We start from the raw sequence: 14,877 nt of genomic DNA on the forward strand, positions 1-14,877 counted from the left end.
CCGCTCGCAGCCGACCGCGCGGGCGCGCGCCGCGCGGCACGCGGCTGCGGCGCCGCCGCGCGCAGCGCCGCCGCCCGCGAGCAGCTCGCGGATCAGCCCGCGATCACCGCCACGCTGACACGCCCGCCGTCGACGTCGACGACGGTGCCGTGCACGAACGCGGCCTCGTCGCTGGCGAGGTAGACGGCGGCGTGCGCGACCGCGTCGGGCGTGCCGCTGCCGTCGGCGGGCGTGCCGCGCATCATCACCTCGGCCGGGTGCACGCCGGGGCCGGCGGGCGTGTCGTACTCGGGCGCGCGGATGACGCCCGGGGAGACCGCGTTGACGCGCACGCCGGACGGTCCGTACTCGGCGGCCCACGCGCGCGTCAGCGTCTCGACGGCGCCCTTGGTGGAGGCGTAGAGCGCACCGACTCCGACCGACAGGCGCGCGACCCACGAGCCGAGGTTGACGATCGCGCCGTCGCCGCGCGCGGCCATCGCGGGCGCGATCGCGGCGGTCAGGAAGAACGGCGCCTTGACGTTGACGGCATAGACCTCGTCGAAGGTCGCCTCGTCGGTCGCGGCGGTGACGTCGCCGGGGAAGATGCCCGCGTTGTTGACGAGCACGTCGATGCGGCCGCCGAGCACCTCGGTCGCCTCGGCGGCGAGCTTGCGCGAGCGCTCGGCGCTGCCGTCGAGGTCGGCGGCGACGAAGTCCGCGCGGCCGCCGGCCGCGCGGATCTGCTCGACGACGGCGCCGCCGCGCTGCGCGTTGCGGCCGCTGACGACGACGTGCGCGCCCTCCTGCGCGAACGCGAGCGCGATCGCGCGGCCGATGTTGCTGGTCGAGCCCGTGATGAGGGCGGTCTTGCCTTCGAGTCGCATGGGGTTCCTGAGGAGAGGATTGGACCGTAAGGTCCAATAGTACTCGTCGGTCGGTCTGCCGCCCGCGGCGGTGGGCCGCGTTAGCATCGCGCCGCATGGTCACGATCGAGCAGCTGACGATCGCCGACGCGCCCGCGACATGGGCCGCGCTCGGCTTCGCGGTCGAGGACGACGCGTGCCGGATCGGTGACGTGCGACTGCGCTTCGCCGGGCGCGACGCCGGTCGGGGATTGGTCGGCTGGACGCTGCGGGGGACCGCTTCGACGGGGCTGGACGGGCTGCCGACGGCGCGGGCGCAGCGCGACGGGAGCGGGAGGGCGGACACGCCGGGGGAGCCGGTCACGGGGACCGCCGCAGGCGTGGCCGCGCCCCACCCCAACGGCGTCACCCGGATCGACCACGTCGTCGCCGTCTCGCCGCAGCTCGACCGCACGGTCGCCGCGCTGCAGGCGGCGGGCCTGGACCTGCGCCGGATCCGCGAGGAGCCGACGCCGGCGGGTGCGCCGCGGCAGGCGTTCTTCCGCCTCGGCGCGGAGCTGCTGGAGGTCATACAGGAGCCGGACGAGGTGGCGGTCAGAGCGGGCGGCCCCGATCGCGACGCGTTCTTCTGGGGCCTCGCGCTGCGCTGCGACGACCTCGACGCGACCGTCGCCGCGCTCGGCGAGCGCGCGAGCGAGGTCCGCGACGCGGTCCAGCCGGGCCGTCGGATCGCGTCCGTGCGTCGCGTTGCAGGGCTTGCGTTGCCGGTGGCCTTGATGACAGGCTGACGTCAACACACCCCTTCCCCAAGGAGTCCCCATGCATCACCGCACCCGCCTGCTGACGGCTGCCGTCGTCACGCTGATGGCGATCGTGCCGGCGTCGGCGAACGCTGCCGCCAGAAGAACCTCGACGTCCGAGTGCCCGATCTTCACCGTCGTGCAGAACGATCCGCAGTCGGGCTTCAGCGCGGGCAAGTACCACCGCCTCAACTTCGCCCCGGCCGGTGTCAGCCTCACCTGCGACGACACCTACCACATCTTCCGCAGCTACCTGTACGAGCCCAGATCGATGGCCGGCTGGACGACGCAGAAGCTCGGCGGCTCGCTCAGAACCGCGACCGGCAAGCGCTTCGTCAAGAGAGGCACCAACGGCAGAGTCGGCTTCGACGTCTGGCGCTTCCCGAAGGGCGTCACGCCGCCGGCAGGCGCGTAGGCACTGCGCTCCGCGGCGGCGAGCGGACCGCGTCCGCTCCCGCCGCGCGCACTCAGCCGCCCCGCGACGCTACGCCGCGGCGGCCGGCCAGCCGGCGATCGTCGGCATTCTCCCCTCGTGTTCAGCAGGACTGAACTCGTCCAACTCTTACGCACGCGGTGGCCGGCGCGCGTCTGCAAGACTGCGTCGCGATGCGCGCAGCGACGATCCGCGACGGCGAGCTGGTGATCGAGCAGCACCCGGACCCCGTGCCGGGTGCCGGCGAGGTGCTCGTGCGGGTGCGCGCGGCCGGCCTCAACGGCGCCGACATGCTGCAGCTGCGCGGCCGCTACCCGGCGCCGCCCGACGCGCCGCAGGACATCCCGGGGATGGAGCTGGCCGGCGAGGTCGCCGCGCTCGGCCCCGGCGCGAGCCGCTTCGCGCTCGGCGACCGCGTGATGGCGATCGTCGGCGGCGGCGCGCAGGCGGAGCTTGCGCTTGTGCACGAGCGCGTCCTGATGCCGGTCCCGGACGTGCTCGACTGGCCCGCGGCCGGCGGCTTTCCAGAGGTCTTCGTCGTCGCGCACGACGCGCTCTTCACGCAGGCCGGGCTGGCTCCCGGCGAGCGCCTGCTGGTGCACGGCGCCGCCGGCGGCGTCGGGACCGCCGCGGTCCAGCTCGGCCGCGCGGCCGGCGCGCGCGTGACCGCGACGGTGCGCAACGAGCAGCTGCGCGAGCAGGTCGCCGCGCTCGGTGCCGAGGTGATCGCGCCGGAGGGCTTCGAGCAGGCGGGGCCGTTCGACGTCGTGCTGGAGCTGGTCGGCGCACCGAACCTGCCGGGCAACCTCGCGGCGCTGGAGATCGGCGGCCGGATCGTCGTGATCGGGATCGGCGCCGGCGCCAACGTCGAGTTCAACTTCGGGCTGATGATGGTCAAGCGCGCGCGGATCGGCGGCACGACGATGCGCGCGCGGTCGCTGGAGCAGAAGGCGCTCGCCGCGCGCGCGACCGAGCGCCACGTGCTGCCGCTCGTCGCCTCCGGCGCGGTCCGCGTCCCGGTCGCGGCGACGTATCCGCTGGAGCAGGCGGCCACCGCCTACGAGCGCTTCGCCGCCGGCGGCAAGCTCGGCAAGATCGTCCTGCTGCCGTAGCCGCGCTCGGGCGCGCGCTCCGCGGCAGGCCGCCCGGCGCCCGGCCCGCAGCCCGCGCCTGAGCGGCCCGAGGTGGGGCCAGCCCCAACACCCATCCGGGAGCAGGTCCCATTCCACCCGCGGGTCCGCCGGCATAGGCTGCTCGGCGTGCCCGCTACGAGCCGCAACGGCCTCTCCCGTCCCTTCCTCGTCTTCGGCGTCGTCGTCGGGCTCCTGGTCGCCCTCTGGGGCGCGCTGTGGCTGACCTCGCTGACCGTCCACCGCAGCGCTGACAGCGTCAAGACGTACGGCGGCGTCGAGCAGCTCAAGATCGCCGGCGGCAGCGGTGACATCGAGGTGGTCGCCGAGGACCGCGACGACGTCCAGGTCACGGCCCACCGCGAGTGGAGCCTGGCCGAGCCGCGCGTCGAGCAGAGCTTCGACGGCGGCACGCTGAAGCTGTCGGGCAGCTGCGGCTTCTGGGGCGCGTTCGGCCCCGACGGCTGCGAGACGGACTTCGTGCTGCACGTGCCGCGCGACCTGCCGCTGGAGGTGCACGGCTCCTCCGGCGACGTGACGGGTCGCGGCCTGGCCGGCGACACCGTCCTCAGCACCAGCTCCGGCGACGTCGAGGCGATCGACGTCTCGGGCCCGCTGCGGATGTCGGCCTCCTCCGGCGACGTCGACGTCGAGGGCTACAGCGGCAGCGACGTCCGCGCGAACGCCAGCAGCGGCGACGTGACGGTCCGCACGCGCGTCGTGCCGGACAACGTCGCGGTCGACGTCTCCTCCGGCGACGTCACGATCGCGGTGCCCGGCAACGTCGCCTACCGCGTCCAGTCCGACACCGACTCCGGCGACTCCGAGGTCGAGGTCGACCAGTCGCTCGACTCGCCTCACACGATCGACGCGCGCGCCTCGTCGGGCGACGTGCGGGTCGCCCGTCTCGCAGACGCCCGCTGAGGCGCAAAGAGCCGCGAGTTCCCGGCGCACGCCGCATTGCGCGGCGATGCCGTGCAACTCGCGATGCGAAGCACTAGTACGGCGGCAGGTCCGCGTACCAGTCGCCGAGCACCTTGAAGGCGTGCCAGAAGGCCCGCTTGGCGCTCTCCTCGTCGAGCGCCTCGTCGATGTTCGGGACGTACAGCGCGTCGATCGACGGGGTCAGCTGCTGGATCGTGCCGGGCAGCTGCTCGACGACGCGCGCGAGCGGCACGTCGAGGTCGTTGAGCACCTCCAGCGCCTCCTCGCCCATCACGACGACGATCTTCGGCTGCACGATCGCCAGCTCCTCGAGGATTCGCTCCACGCAGGCCGGATCGGCGAGCGTCGGATCGGACACCGGGCACTTGACGCAGAGCGTGCCGTAGACGGCCAGCGGATCGATCTGCAGCCGCTTGAGCGACTTCATCAGCGCTCCGCCGGCACGGCCGTAGAACGCCACGCCCTCCTCCACCTCCGACGGGCGCGGCTGGTACTTCAGCATGAACACGTCCGCCTGCGGGTGGCCCGACCCCAGCACTGGCATCAGGTTCCCCCGCGGGCAGTGCGGACAGCTCTGGAGGTCGCGCGTGAGCTGATTCAGCTCACGGATGGCGCGCTCGAGGTACTTCTCGCGGATCTCGTCATCTGTGGTCACGGGCATGCTCTGGGGAAGATTGGACGCGTCCACGCCTTCTCCCTGCCCGTGCATCAGGACTTGCGAACCGCCCGCCGCACGCGCCGCTCCCGAACGCCTCTGCGCGCGGGGGCCGGAGTCGCCTTCGTCTGCAGGAATTTGAGCGCCTGGACGTAGAGCAGACTGGCCGGCGTGCGGATCACGTCGGCCTCTCGCAGCGACTCCATGAACTCCTCCGGACCGTCGAAGTCCGGCATCCGGATGCGGACCGATCCGAGCCCTTGCGCGACGTGCGCGTCGGAGCCGGCGCCGCCCGGCACGCGGTACTTGGCCGCGAACCGCACGGCCTCCTCGTTGAACTCGTGGATCGCGATGCGGGGGTTGAAGACCTCGATCGCGTCGACGTCGTCGAGCACGGCCAGCAGGTGCTCGTAGTCGGGCACGGAGTGCATCCGGTCGAACGGGTGGGGGACGTAGACGAGGCCGCCCTGGCGCTTGATCTCCGCGATCGTCTGCTCGAGGCTCAGCCCGCGCGGGATCAGCTCTCTGATGAAGAGCCCGATCACCTCGCCCTGGTCCTTCGTCTTGACCTCCTCGCCGACGATCACCTTGATCCCGTTGGCCTTCGCGAGCGCGTCGAGCGCGCCGGAGATCTCGTTGTGGTCGGTGACCGCGATCGCGCCGAGGCCTCTCGCCTTCGCGGTCGCCAGCAGCACCTCGACGGGCGTCGCGCAGTCGCCCGAGTGGTCGGTGTGCATGTGCAGGTCGACGTCGATCAGCGGCCGTCTGGCGACCTGAGCGCGCAGCGCGGGGTCGCCGCGCCCGTCGTGGCGGCGTTTCGTCAGCGCGCCGTAGACCTGCTCCAGCTCGTCGACCACGCGCGACCACGTCAGCTGCTCGCGCAGCGGTCTGGCGCCCTCGCGCAGACGGAAGCGCAGGCCCGGGTCGCGCACGAGCCGGTCGAGCTGGGCCGCGAGCGTCTGGATGTCGCCGGGCTCGAACAGCAGCCCGTCGCCGCGCTCGATCAGCTCCTCGTAGACCGGCAGCCGCGAGACGACCGGGACGGCGCCGGCCGCGACCGCGTCGAGCACGCCGCTGGGGATCGGGACGGCGCCGGAGGAGGCGCGCACCGCGACGTCGGCGCGCGCCAGCAGCGTCGCCTCGTCGGCCTCGTCGGGGCCGACGAACGCGACCCGTTCGCGCAGCTCGCCGCGCAGCGCTCCGGGCGGCTGGATCCCGCTCGGCGACCAGATCGTCGCGTGCCACGGCACGTCGAGCGGCAGTCTGCGCAGCGCGCGCAGGAAGGTCCGCACGGCCGGGCGCTCCTCGTCGGAGATCAGCACCAGCTCCGGGACCTCGTAGCCGGCCGCGAGGCCCGCGTCGAGGCCGCCGGCGCGCGCGGCGGCGGCGCGCGCGTTGGCGCCGCCCTCGCGCGGCGGGTCGGCGCCGGGGAGGATCACGCTGTAGTCGGCCGGGAACCAGCGGTGGAGCTGCTCGCGGGTCGCCTCGTAGCTGGCGACGCGCGCGTCGAGGCGGCCGAGGAACAGCTCGACGACGCGGCGCGCGACCTGTGTCGAGAGGACCCGCTCGGTCGTCGAGTGAAACGACCCGACGTTGAGCGCGCGCGAGTGACGCAGCGCCGCGCTGGCGGCGCTCGGCGCGAACGGCTCGTGGATGTGCGCGAGGTCCAATGGCGCGATCGAGAAGAACTGCTCGATCGTGCGCGCGACGTCGATCGGGAGCGAGACGGCGCGCTTGCGCGACGGCTGGAACGGCAGCACCTCGCCGACCCCGAGCAGCCGCGGCATCCCGTCGCCCGTCCCGTCCAGCAGCGCGGCGGGGTTCTCGCGCGCGGCGCGGATCGCTCTGCGCGAATCGCGCACGAGCGCGCCCGACTGCGACGGCGCGACGATCAGCACCCTGTGCCCGCGCGCCGCCAGCTCGTCCGCGACCCGTGCGACCGCACGGTTCACATCATGATCCGCTTCCCAGGCGTACGGCGTGACCTGGGCGATGGCAAAACGCTCCTGCACGGGGGGAGAGCATAGCCCTCAGCCGTGCGCGGCACGGCCCCGTGCAGGAGCGTTTCGCTCGGCGAGTTCCACTCCGGCGCCCCGCGCTGCGGAGCGCCGGTGGGAACTCGCGGTGCTGCTGCGGCTCTTGCTAGGCCTCGGTCGTCGTCGGCGCGGTCGCGCCGGTCGGGGCCGTGCCGACCTTCTTGCCGTACTGCTCGATGAACGAGTCCGTGTCGTTGCGCGCGATGTCGTCGGGCCGCTGGTTGTGCGGCGACTTCATCAGGTACGAGCTGGGGCCGTCCAGCTGGCCGCCGAGGCCGTGGTTCAGCGCCAGCTTGCAGCAGCGCACGGCGTCGGTGACGATGCCGGCGGAGTTCGGCGAGTCCCACACCTCGAGCTTCAGCTCGGCGATCAGCGGCACGTCGCCGAACGCTCTGCCTTCGAGGCGGATGTGCGCCCACTTGCGGTCCGTCAGCCACGGCACGTAGTCCGACGGGCCGACGTGGACGTCTCTGGCGGGCAGCTCGATGCCGGCGACCGAGGTCACGGCGTTCGTCTTGGAGATCTTCTTCGACTCCAGGCGCTCGCGCTCGAGCATGTTGAAGAAGTCCATGTTGCCGCCGACGTTCAGCTGCGAGGTGTGCTCGAGCTCGACGCCGCGCTCGTGGAACAGGCGCGCGAGGTTGCGGTGCGTGATCGTGGCGCCGACCTGCGACTTGATGTCGTCGCCGATGATCGGGAGGTTCGCTCTCTTGAAGCGGTCGTCCCAGTAGTCCTCGCTGGCGATGAAGACCGGGATGCAGTTGACGAAGCCGCAGCCGGCCTCGATGACCTGCTCGACGTACCACTTCGTCGCGTTCTCGGACCCGACCGGCAGGTAGGAGACGACGACGTCGGTCTTCGTGTCCTTGAGGATCTGGACGATGTCGGCCGTCGGGCCGGGCGCCTTTCTGATCTTCTGCGACAGGTACTTGCCGAGGCCGTCGTGCGTCATGCCGCGCTGCACCGTGACGCCGAGCTGCGGCACTTCGGCGAACTTGATCGTGTCGTTCTGACCCGACCAGATCGCCTCGCCGAGGTCCTTGCCGACCTTCTCCACATCGATGTCGAACGCGGCCGTGAACTCGATGTCTCTGACGTGGTAGCCGCCGAGATCGACGTGCATCAGGCCGGGGACACGCTCGTTCGGATCAGCGTCTCTGTAGTACTGGACGCCCTGGATGAACGAGTTGGCGCAGTTGCCGACGCCGATGATCGCGACGCGGACCTTGTCCGCTTGGTACCGGCTCGCGCCGTTGGTGGAAGCGTTGCTCACTTGGTGTGTTTCCTCCTGAAGGATGCTGTCGGGAAAGACCCCGACGGATGCAGCTGGTTACACGGACGGCGCGGATCTGGCTATCGCGATCATCTGTCTGCGCACGTGGAAGATGCGCTGGAAGGTCGTGAAGACGGTCAGCACGGCGAGCACGTAGACGGCCGGTGCGAGCAGTTCGAAGTCGCCGATTCCGGCGCCTTTGGCGAACAGCAGGCCGATCGAGAGGATCACGACGCGGATCGCGCGGCTGGCGATCCCGACCTTGCACTCGATCCCGAGCGCCTCTGCGCGAGCGCGGGTGTAGGAGACCATCAGCGAGAACAGCACCGCTACGACGACCGCCGCGACGGCGACGTCGTCGCCCTGCGTAGAGAAATACCAGGCGACCGCGGTCAGCACGATCCCCTCCTCGACGCGGTCGAGCGTCGAGTCGAGGAAGGCGCCGAACGGCGTGCCCTTGCCCGACATGCGCGAATAGCGCCCGTCGAGCGTGTCCATCACGGAGCCGAGGATGAAGGCGATGCCGGCGAGAAAGAAGTACTCCTGCCAGACCAGGACGGCCGCGATCAGGTTGCCGACGAGGCCGGTCAGCGAGATCGCGTTCGGCGTCAGGCGCGAGTCGATCAGCTTGTTGCGGACCGTCTCCGACAGCTCGCCGCGGGCGCGCGCGTCGCCGCCGCGGCGGCGGCCGTCTCCGGGCGGGGCTGTCGACATCAGGCCGTCGCCTCGGCGCGGGCCTGGCTGAACGACCAGGCCTGCGGGCGCGCACGCGCGAGCAGCTGCCACGACAGCAGCGCGGAGACGCCGGCCGTCGCCGCGCCGAGCGCAGCGTCGAAGACGTAGTGGTTGCCGGTCGCGATGACGACGAACATGACGAGGAAGGGATACAGGAACCAGATGACCTTCAGCGGCTTCGGCTTCACGAGCCGGGCCATCGGCCAGCCGATCATCAACGCGAAGCAGCAGTGCATCGACGGGACCGCGGCGTACATGTTCAGCAGCGCGGAGACGGGCTCGTTCTCGACGCGCACGCCGGTGAAGGCGGCGACGGTGTCGGTGAAGCCCCACTCGGGCATCAGCCGCGGTGGCGCCGTCGGGTATATGGCGTAGCCGATCAGTGCGATGCCCATCGCGATCATGAACATGTTGCGCACGAAGTAGAACGCCTCGTTGCGGAACAGGTAGATGAAGGCGAGCGAGCCGACCGAGACGACGAAGTGGCTGTTGAGATACATCCAGGCGGCGAAATCGGACAGCCAGCCGGTCGAGGCCGCCCACGACTGGACGTTCGGCTCGATGAACACATGCAGGTTGTGCTCGAGGTTGATGATCTTCGTGGCGTTCCAAGCGGCGACGGCGGCCTTGCCGTCGGCCACGCCGCGGACGATCTGGTAGCCGTAGTACGCGACTGCGAAGAGCAGCAGTTGCCGGACCAGATCTCCCACGCCGTGAGGGAGCACCCGCTGCTCGAAGTTGCGAATCGATCGAATCATGCGGAAACGCGCATCCTATCTCGGATCGCCCCCGCACTGACGGATTCGGGGGGAAGACCCGTTCACTCGGTTCGGTTGACCGTACCCGCCGCAGGCGCGAATCAGCCGCTGCAGCGGGGGCTGCGGGCGCCGACGCGGCCGGGCGCGAAGCTCGTCACGAGCGTGACGGTTCCGGCACGGCGGACGCGCAGCTCGGTCTGGTCGTCGCCGCCGGGCGAGCTGGCGGGCGCGACGCAGGCATCGCCCTGGGCGACCTTCCAGTACGGCGTCCAGTGCATCCGCAGCCGTACCGTGCCGGGCCGCGCGACGGCCAACTCGACGCTGTCGGGGCTCGTGTGGAGGACCCGCGCCGGGCCGCTCGCCAGCCCCGTCGCGCCTTCGACCTCGTAGATCCGCCAGTGGGCCGTGCGCTCCACTTCGCGCAGGTACGGCTGGCCGGCCGCGACGATTCTCGCCTCGGTGCGTGCGGAGTAGTCCGGCGTGGCGTCCGGCAGCGCGACCCAGCGCACGCCGCTGCGCAGCAGCCAGCCGCGATAGCGCGCGGGCGTCAGCGTGCCCTCGTAGAAGACGGGGTTGACCTTGTGGTCCAACTGGCGCTCCCAGCCGCGCGCGATCGTGTGGTGCGGCGCGACCCAGCGCGACTCCCAGTGCAGCTTCGTGAAGGGGATCTCGACGCGGCCGCTGGAGCCGTCCGGGTCAGCGCCGTCGAGGAACGCCAGCAGCGGCGCGTAGTAGGCCTGCTGGACGCTCGGGTCGCCGTGCGTTATCCGCACGTCGTGGACGGCCGAGGTCCACTGCCAGTAGAGCAGCGGCAGCACCAGCAGCGCGAGCGCCAGCGGGCGCTTGCGCCACAGCACGAGCGCGAACAGCGGGCCGGCGCAGAGCGCGCCCAGGCGCGCCGCGTTGCCGCCGACCGGCGTGTCGATCAGGTAGGCGGCGGTGCAGCCGAGCGCGTACAGCACGACCGCGATCCGCAGCGTGCGCTGCTCGCGCGGGAACAGCACCAGCGCCGCGGCGGCGACGGCGAGCGTCGGCCAGAAGGCGGACAGCACGAACGGCTCCGTCCCGCCCTCGGGGAAGGCGATCGCGAAGGCGGCGACGGGGAGGAGCGCCGCGGCGGCGAGCGAGCAGCCGGCGAGGCGGCGGGGGGTGGAGAGCGTGCGCAGGCGCGGCCGCGCGGCTGCGCGGCGTTCGGCGTGTGCGTCCGGCGCGGCGGCGGTCGGCCGGTCGCTCACGCGACGTGCGAGCGGCTCCCCAAGCGCGTACGCCGCACCCGCCAGCGCGAGGAAGACCGCGGCGACGGGGCTCGCGAGCGCCGTGATCACGCCGAGCACGAGCGCGAGCGCGACGAGCGGCTTCGTGCGGCGCGCGAGACGGCCCGCGGTCGTGGCGCGTTCGAGTGCGACGAGCGCGCCGAGTGCCGGTACGAGGCCGAGCGCGAACGTGATGCGGCCGCTCATCAGCAGCGTGATGCTGCCGGCGCCGAACCACAGCGCGCCGACCCAGGCACGCTCGCCGAAGCGGTCCCACGCCAGCCGCGTGAACAGCGCGCTCGCCGCGACGATGCAGATCGCCCCGAGCAGACGCGCGCCGAGCAGCCAGCCGAGCGGCGGCAGCAGCACGCTGTAGCCAGGCATGTGATGCCCCGCGTACCACTGCAGGTCCCACAGCGACAGGCCTTCCTGACCGAACAGCCACGTGCGGTACTCGGTCGCGGCGAGGTCGATGCTGGGCGGCGAGACGATCAGGTAGATCGCGGCCAGCAGCGCGGCGACGAGCGCGGGGGCGAACTGCCTGAGCAGGTCCGCGCGGACGCCGGGCGAGGGATCCGTCGTCGCGCCGGCGAGGTTCGCGCCGGCGGGTCGCGTCACGCCGTCTGCTGCTGGACTGAGGCTCGCCATGCGCAGGAGCAGGCTAGAGGACCGCGCGTCCGCGGCCGCGCGGCACGGCCGCTCGCGAGCGCCGTCGCGTCAGCGCGCCGAGGCCCAGTCGACCGTGTAGATCGCCGCGGATATGCCGTTCAGCTGGCCGCCGGCACGGCCGATCCCGACACGGCGGAAGCTCGCGTCGAGCAGCACGGCGCGGTGCGGCGGCGAGTCGAGCCAGCCGCGCACTATCCCGCGCGCCTCGCGCCGCGGACCGGAGCGGCCGAGCCAGCCGAGCACCTCGCCGAGCGCGTGCGCCGAGCCGGAGGCGCGTGCGACGCGGCTGCTCCAGGCGCCGTGCGCGAAGTAGCCGCGGCGCGCCATGTCACGCGAGTGGGCGGCGGCATAGCGGCTCATGCGCCGGTCGGCCGTCACCCGCGGCAGCTTGTGGCGCGTCCGTATGCGGTTCAGCTCGGCCAGTACTGCGGGGCCGAAGCGGGCGGCGGAGGCGGATGCGGTCGGGCCGCCGTCAGCGGTCTGGCCGGCCGACGCAGGCCGCGCGACAGCGAGCGCGACGAGGCAGCTCAGCAGCGCGAGCGCAACGATCAGCGCGGGACGCAGGCGCGTCGGGGCGACGCGGGCACGACGGCGTGGGAGCGCTCGCACGGGCAGTGTGCAGCGGTCATCGGTTGTCACCCAGGAAGGAGGCAATTCGAGCGATCAGCTCCGGCTTGTCGAGCCAGGGCCAATGTCCGGCGTCGTCGACATGCTCGACCTGCGATCCCGGCAGCCGTGCTGCGTACTGGTCCCCGAAGGCCGGCGGGATGAACGGGTCAAGCGCGCCCCAAAGTACCAGTGTCGGTGCGGTCACCTGCTCCAGCCCGCGCCCCGCCTCGGCCAGGCGAGATTCGGGTGCGCTGCGGTACAGCCGCAGGATCGAGCGCTGTGTTCCCTGGTCGAAATGGCGCCACGCCGCGCGCACGAAATCCTGCGGGACCGGACCGGCGAAGGCCGGGCGCATGACGCGCTTCATCGTCGCGCGGAACGTCAGCCCCATCGCCATCTCGCCGATGAACGGCTGGCGCCAGCGGCGCGCGATCCAGTGCCAGCGGTAGCCCTCCAGCAGCGGCACCGCGTTGACGATCACGAGCCGTTCGATCCGCTCCGGGTGGCGGATCGCGAACGCGAGCGCGGCTGAGCCCCAGTCGTGCACGACGAGCTTCACGCGCTCGACGCCGACCATGTCGAGGAAGCGCTCGACGAAGCCGGCGATCCCGTCGATCGAGTAGTCGTTCTGGCCGCCCTTGCCGGAGCGGCCGAAGCCGGGCAGGTCGGGTGCGAGGCCGCCGGTCAGGGCGAGGAACGGAAGCCAGTCGTCGCTGCTGGTCGGCACGCCGTGGAGGTACAGCGTCGGCGCGCCCTGACTCGGCGCCGAGCGCCAGAAGACGGGCTGGCCATCCAGCTCCCCGGTGTGATCCGTCACCTCCACGAGGCCGCGAGACTACTGGTGGCGTGTGCCCGCGCGCCACTGCCGAGGGCCGGGCAGCCGGTAACTTCCGCTCCGTGAACCCGCTCGGACCAGCCACAGCCGGGAAGGCGAGCCCCCAGGCGAGCGTTCCCCAGCGAGGCAAGCCCCCAGGGCGGGGCCTCGCCGTCTTGTGCCTCGGTGAAGCGCTGGTCGACCTGATCTGCGAACGGCCGCTCGCCGACCTCGCCGAGGCCGACGCGTTCGTGCCCGCGTTCGGCGGCGCGACGGCCAACATCGCCGTCACGGCGGCGCGTCACGGCGCGCGGGTCGCGCTCGCGGGCGGCGCCGGCGACGACAGCTGGGGCCGCTGGCTGCAACGAAAGTTGCAGGACGAAGGCGTCGACACGCGCTTCTTCGCGCTCGCCGAGGAGCAGAAGACGCGGCTGGCCTTCGTCGTCGTCGACGACGCTGGCGTGCCGCGCTACGAGCTGTACGGCGAGGACCCGCGCGCGGTCCTCAACGCGCTCGGCGGGCGCGTCGAGGAGGCGGTCGCGGCGGCGAGCGGGCTGTTCCTGACGACCAACGCGCTCGTCGACCCCGACGAGCGCGAGGTCGTGCTGGCGGCGCGCGAGCAGGCGTTGGCGGCCGGGCTTCCCGTCGTCTTCGACCCGAACATCCGCCTGCCGCGCTGGAGACTGCGCTCGCAGGCGCAGTCGTTCGCGAACGCCTGCGTGCGCGACGCGCTGCTGGTGCGCGCGACCGCGGCGGAGGCGGAGCTGATGACCGGCGAGGCGGACCTGGAGCAGGCGGCGCGGGCGCTGCTGAAGGGCGGCGCCCAGATGGTCGTGCTGACGCGCGGCGAGCACGGCGCGATCCTGCGCGGCGAGCTGAGAGTCGACGTCCCCGGCGTCCCGGCGCAGGTGCGCTCGACCGTCGGCGCGGGCGACACGCTGACGGGCGTGCTGCTGGCGCGCCTGGCGCTCAGCGGCTGGTATCCGGCCGCGGCCGCCGCCGCGCTGTCGGACGCGGTCGCAGAGGCGGCGCGCGCGACCGAGCGCTGGAGCGCGCTCGCCTGAGCCCGCGATGCCCGCGACGAGCAGAAGAGCGGCCGCGAGGGGCACCGGCAGAGACCTCGCGACGATCCCGAAGGGCGACTGGGTGCGCCCGACGCGGCGCAGGGTCGACGCGATCCGCGACAAGCTGCGCGAGGTCTACGGGATCCCGATCATGCCGCCGCACGAGCAGCCGCTCGACGAGCTGGTGCTGACGGTCCTGTCGCAGTCGACCAACGACCGCAACCGCGACGTCGCCTACGAGCGCCTGCGCGAGCGCTTCGAGGGCTGGCAGGCGGTGATGGAGGCGCCCAACGCGGAGGTCGAGGAGGCGATCCGCCCCGGCGGTATCTCGAAGGTCAAGTCGAAACGGATCCAGCAGATCCTGCGGGCGATCGACGACTCGCCCGAGGGCCGCGGCCTCGACCTCTCGTTCCTGCGTGAGGCGCCGGTGCCGGAGGGGCAGCGCTACCTCTGCAGCCTGCCGGGCGTCGGGCGCAAGACGGCCGCGTGCGTGCTGCTGTTCGCCTATGGCCTGCGCGACGTGCCGGTCGACACGCACGTCTCGCGCGTCGGCATGCGGCTGCACCTGCTGCGGCCGGGCGCGCCGTTCGAGGAGCTGCACGACGAGATGCTCGACCTCTCGCCGCGCGGGCAGGAGCTGGAGTTCCACGTGAACCTGCTGCGCCACGGGCGCCGCACGTGCCACGCGCGCAGACCGGACTGCCCGTCGTGCGTGCTCAGGCGGGTCTGTCCCAGCCGTCGCAGCTACGCCTGAGGCGCGAGCGCGCCGATCCCGCGAATGCGCGCGCCCGATTCTCGGATGCTCGCGGATTCGGTCGCGAAAGCGCTCGAACATCTTCTATACTCGCGCTTAGATTT

General features: G+C 72.3%; 15 protein-coding genes. 6 read left to right on the forward strand and 9 right to left on the reverse strand.

The genetic code is table 11. The annotated features are described in order from the left end of the window. Nucleotides 1–92: 92 nt before the first annotated feature. Nucleotides 93–866, reverse strand: a complete 774-nt coding sequence (locus tag Q7L65_RS14175; protein WP_304722103.1) for an SDR family NAD(P)-dependent oxidoreductase — start codon at nucleotides 864–866, stop codon at nucleotides 93–95. 95 nt (nucleotides 867–961) lie between these two features. On the opposite strand from Q7L65_RS14175, the gene Q7L65_RS14180 reads away from it, so the two are divergent. The 4 genes from Q7L65_RS14180 (at nucleotide 962) to Q7L65_RS14195 (ending at nucleotide 4,132) form a co-directional block, all read left to right on the forward strand. Further along, complete coding sequence (locus tag Q7L65_RS14180) at nucleotides 962–1,633, forward strand: VOC family protein (protein WP_304722104.1); 672 nt, start codon at nucleotides 962–964, stop codon at nucleotides 1,631–1,633. Nucleotides 1,634–1,664: 31 nt separating this feature from the next. Further along, nucleotides 1,665–2,060 (forward strand): hypothetical protein, encoded by a 396-nt coding sequence (locus Q7L65_RS14185; RefSeq protein WP_304722106.1) that lies wholly within the window; start codon nucleotides 1,665–1,667, stop codon nucleotides 2,058–2,060. A 191-nt stretch (nucleotides 2,061–2,251) separates the two neighbouring features. Then, nucleotides 2,252–3,190 (forward strand): zinc-binding dehydrogenase, encoded by a 939-nt coding sequence (locus tag Q7L65_RS14190; RefSeq protein WP_304722107.1) that lies wholly within the window; start codon nucleotides 2,252–2,254, stop codon nucleotides 3,188–3,190. A gap of 147 nt (nucleotides 3,191–3,337) precedes the next feature. Then, nucleotides 3,338–4,132, forward strand: a complete 795-nt coding sequence (locus tag Q7L65_RS14195) for a DUF4097 family beta strand repeat-containing protein (RefSeq protein ID WP_304722108.1) — start codon at nucleotides 3,338–3,340, stop codon at nucleotides 4,130–4,132. Nucleotides 4,133–4,205: 73 nt separating this feature from the next. Here the strand turns inward: Q7L65_RS14195 and Q7L65_RS14200 are convergent, their stop codons facing one another. From Q7L65_RS14200 to Q7L65_RS14235, 8 genes are all read right to left on the reverse strand, one after another. Next, nucleotides 4,206–4,814, reverse strand: a complete 609-nt coding sequence (locus Q7L65_RS14200; protein WP_304722111.1) for a uracil-DNA glycosylase family protein — start codon at nucleotides 4,812–4,814, stop codon at nucleotides 4,206–4,208. 47 nt (nucleotides 4,815–4,861) lie between these two features. After that, complete coding sequence (locus Q7L65_RS14205; RefSeq protein WP_304722113.1) at nucleotides 4,862–6,760, reverse strand: glycosyltransferase; 1,899 nt, start codon at nucleotides 6,758–6,760, stop codon at nucleotides 4,862–4,864. 190 nt (nucleotides 6,761–6,950) lie between these two features. Next, entirely contained in the window at nucleotides 6,951–8,117 is a 1,167-nt protein-coding gene (locus Q7L65_RS14210; RefSeq protein ID WP_304722114.1) for an inositol-3-phosphate synthase, read from the reverse strand. Between the two features lie 57 nt (nucleotides 8,118–8,174). Beyond that, nucleotides 8,175–8,831 carry a CDP-alcohol phosphatidyltransferase family protein gene (locus tag Q7L65_RS14215; protein ID WP_304722115.1) on the reverse strand — a complete coding sequence of 219 codons (657 nt, stop codon included), beginning with the start codon at nucleotides 8,829–8,831 and terminating at the stop codon, nucleotides 8,175–8,177. Further along, entirely contained in the window at nucleotides 8,831–9,610 is a 780-nt protein-coding gene (locus Q7L65_RS14220) for a phosphatase PAP2 family protein (RefSeq protein ID WP_304722116.1), read from the reverse strand. Before Q7L65_RS14220 ends, Q7L65_RS14215 begins: the two co-directional genes overlap by 1 nt. 101 nt (nucleotides 9,611–9,711) lie before the next feature. Further along, on the reverse strand, nucleotides 9,712–11,511 hold the full coding sequence (locus Q7L65_RS14225) for a hypothetical protein (RefSeq protein WP_304722117.1): 1,800 nt from the start codon (nucleotides 11,509–11,511) through the stop codon (nucleotides 9,712–9,714). Between the two features lie 69 nt (nucleotides 11,512–11,580). Continuing rightward, nucleotides 11,581–12,141 (reverse strand): CAP domain-containing protein, encoded by a 561-nt coding sequence (locus Q7L65_RS14230; RefSeq protein WP_304722118.1) that lies wholly within the window; start codon nucleotides 12,139–12,141, stop codon nucleotides 11,581–11,583. Between the two features lie 16 nt (nucleotides 12,142–12,157). Next, nucleotides 12,158–12,964, reverse strand: a complete 807-nt coding sequence (locus Q7L65_RS14235) for an alpha/beta fold hydrolase (RefSeq protein WP_304722120.1) — start codon at nucleotides 12,962–12,964, stop codon at nucleotides 12,158–12,160. 167 nt (nucleotides 12,965–13,131) lie between these two features. On the opposite strand from Q7L65_RS14235, the gene Q7L65_RS14240 reads away from it, so the two are divergent. Further along, nucleotides 13,132–14,019, forward strand: a complete 888-nt coding sequence (locus Q7L65_RS14240) for a carbohydrate kinase family protein (RefSeq protein WP_304722121.1) — start codon at nucleotides 13,132–13,134, stop codon at nucleotides 14,017–14,019. 7 nt (nucleotides 14,020–14,026) lie between these two features. Next, complete coding sequence (nth, locus tag Q7L65_RS14245; protein ID WP_304722122.1) at nucleotides 14,027–14,773, forward strand: endonuclease III; 747 nt, start codon at nucleotides 14,027–14,029, stop codon at nucleotides 14,771–14,773. Nucleotides 14,774–14,877 lie beyond the last annotated feature (104 nt).

Origin of the sequence: Conexibacter sp. CPCC 206217 (assembly GCF_030646165.1) — a bacterium.
GTDB lineage: Bacteria > Actinomycetota > Thermoleophilia > Solirubrobacterales > Solirubrobacteraceae > Conexibacter.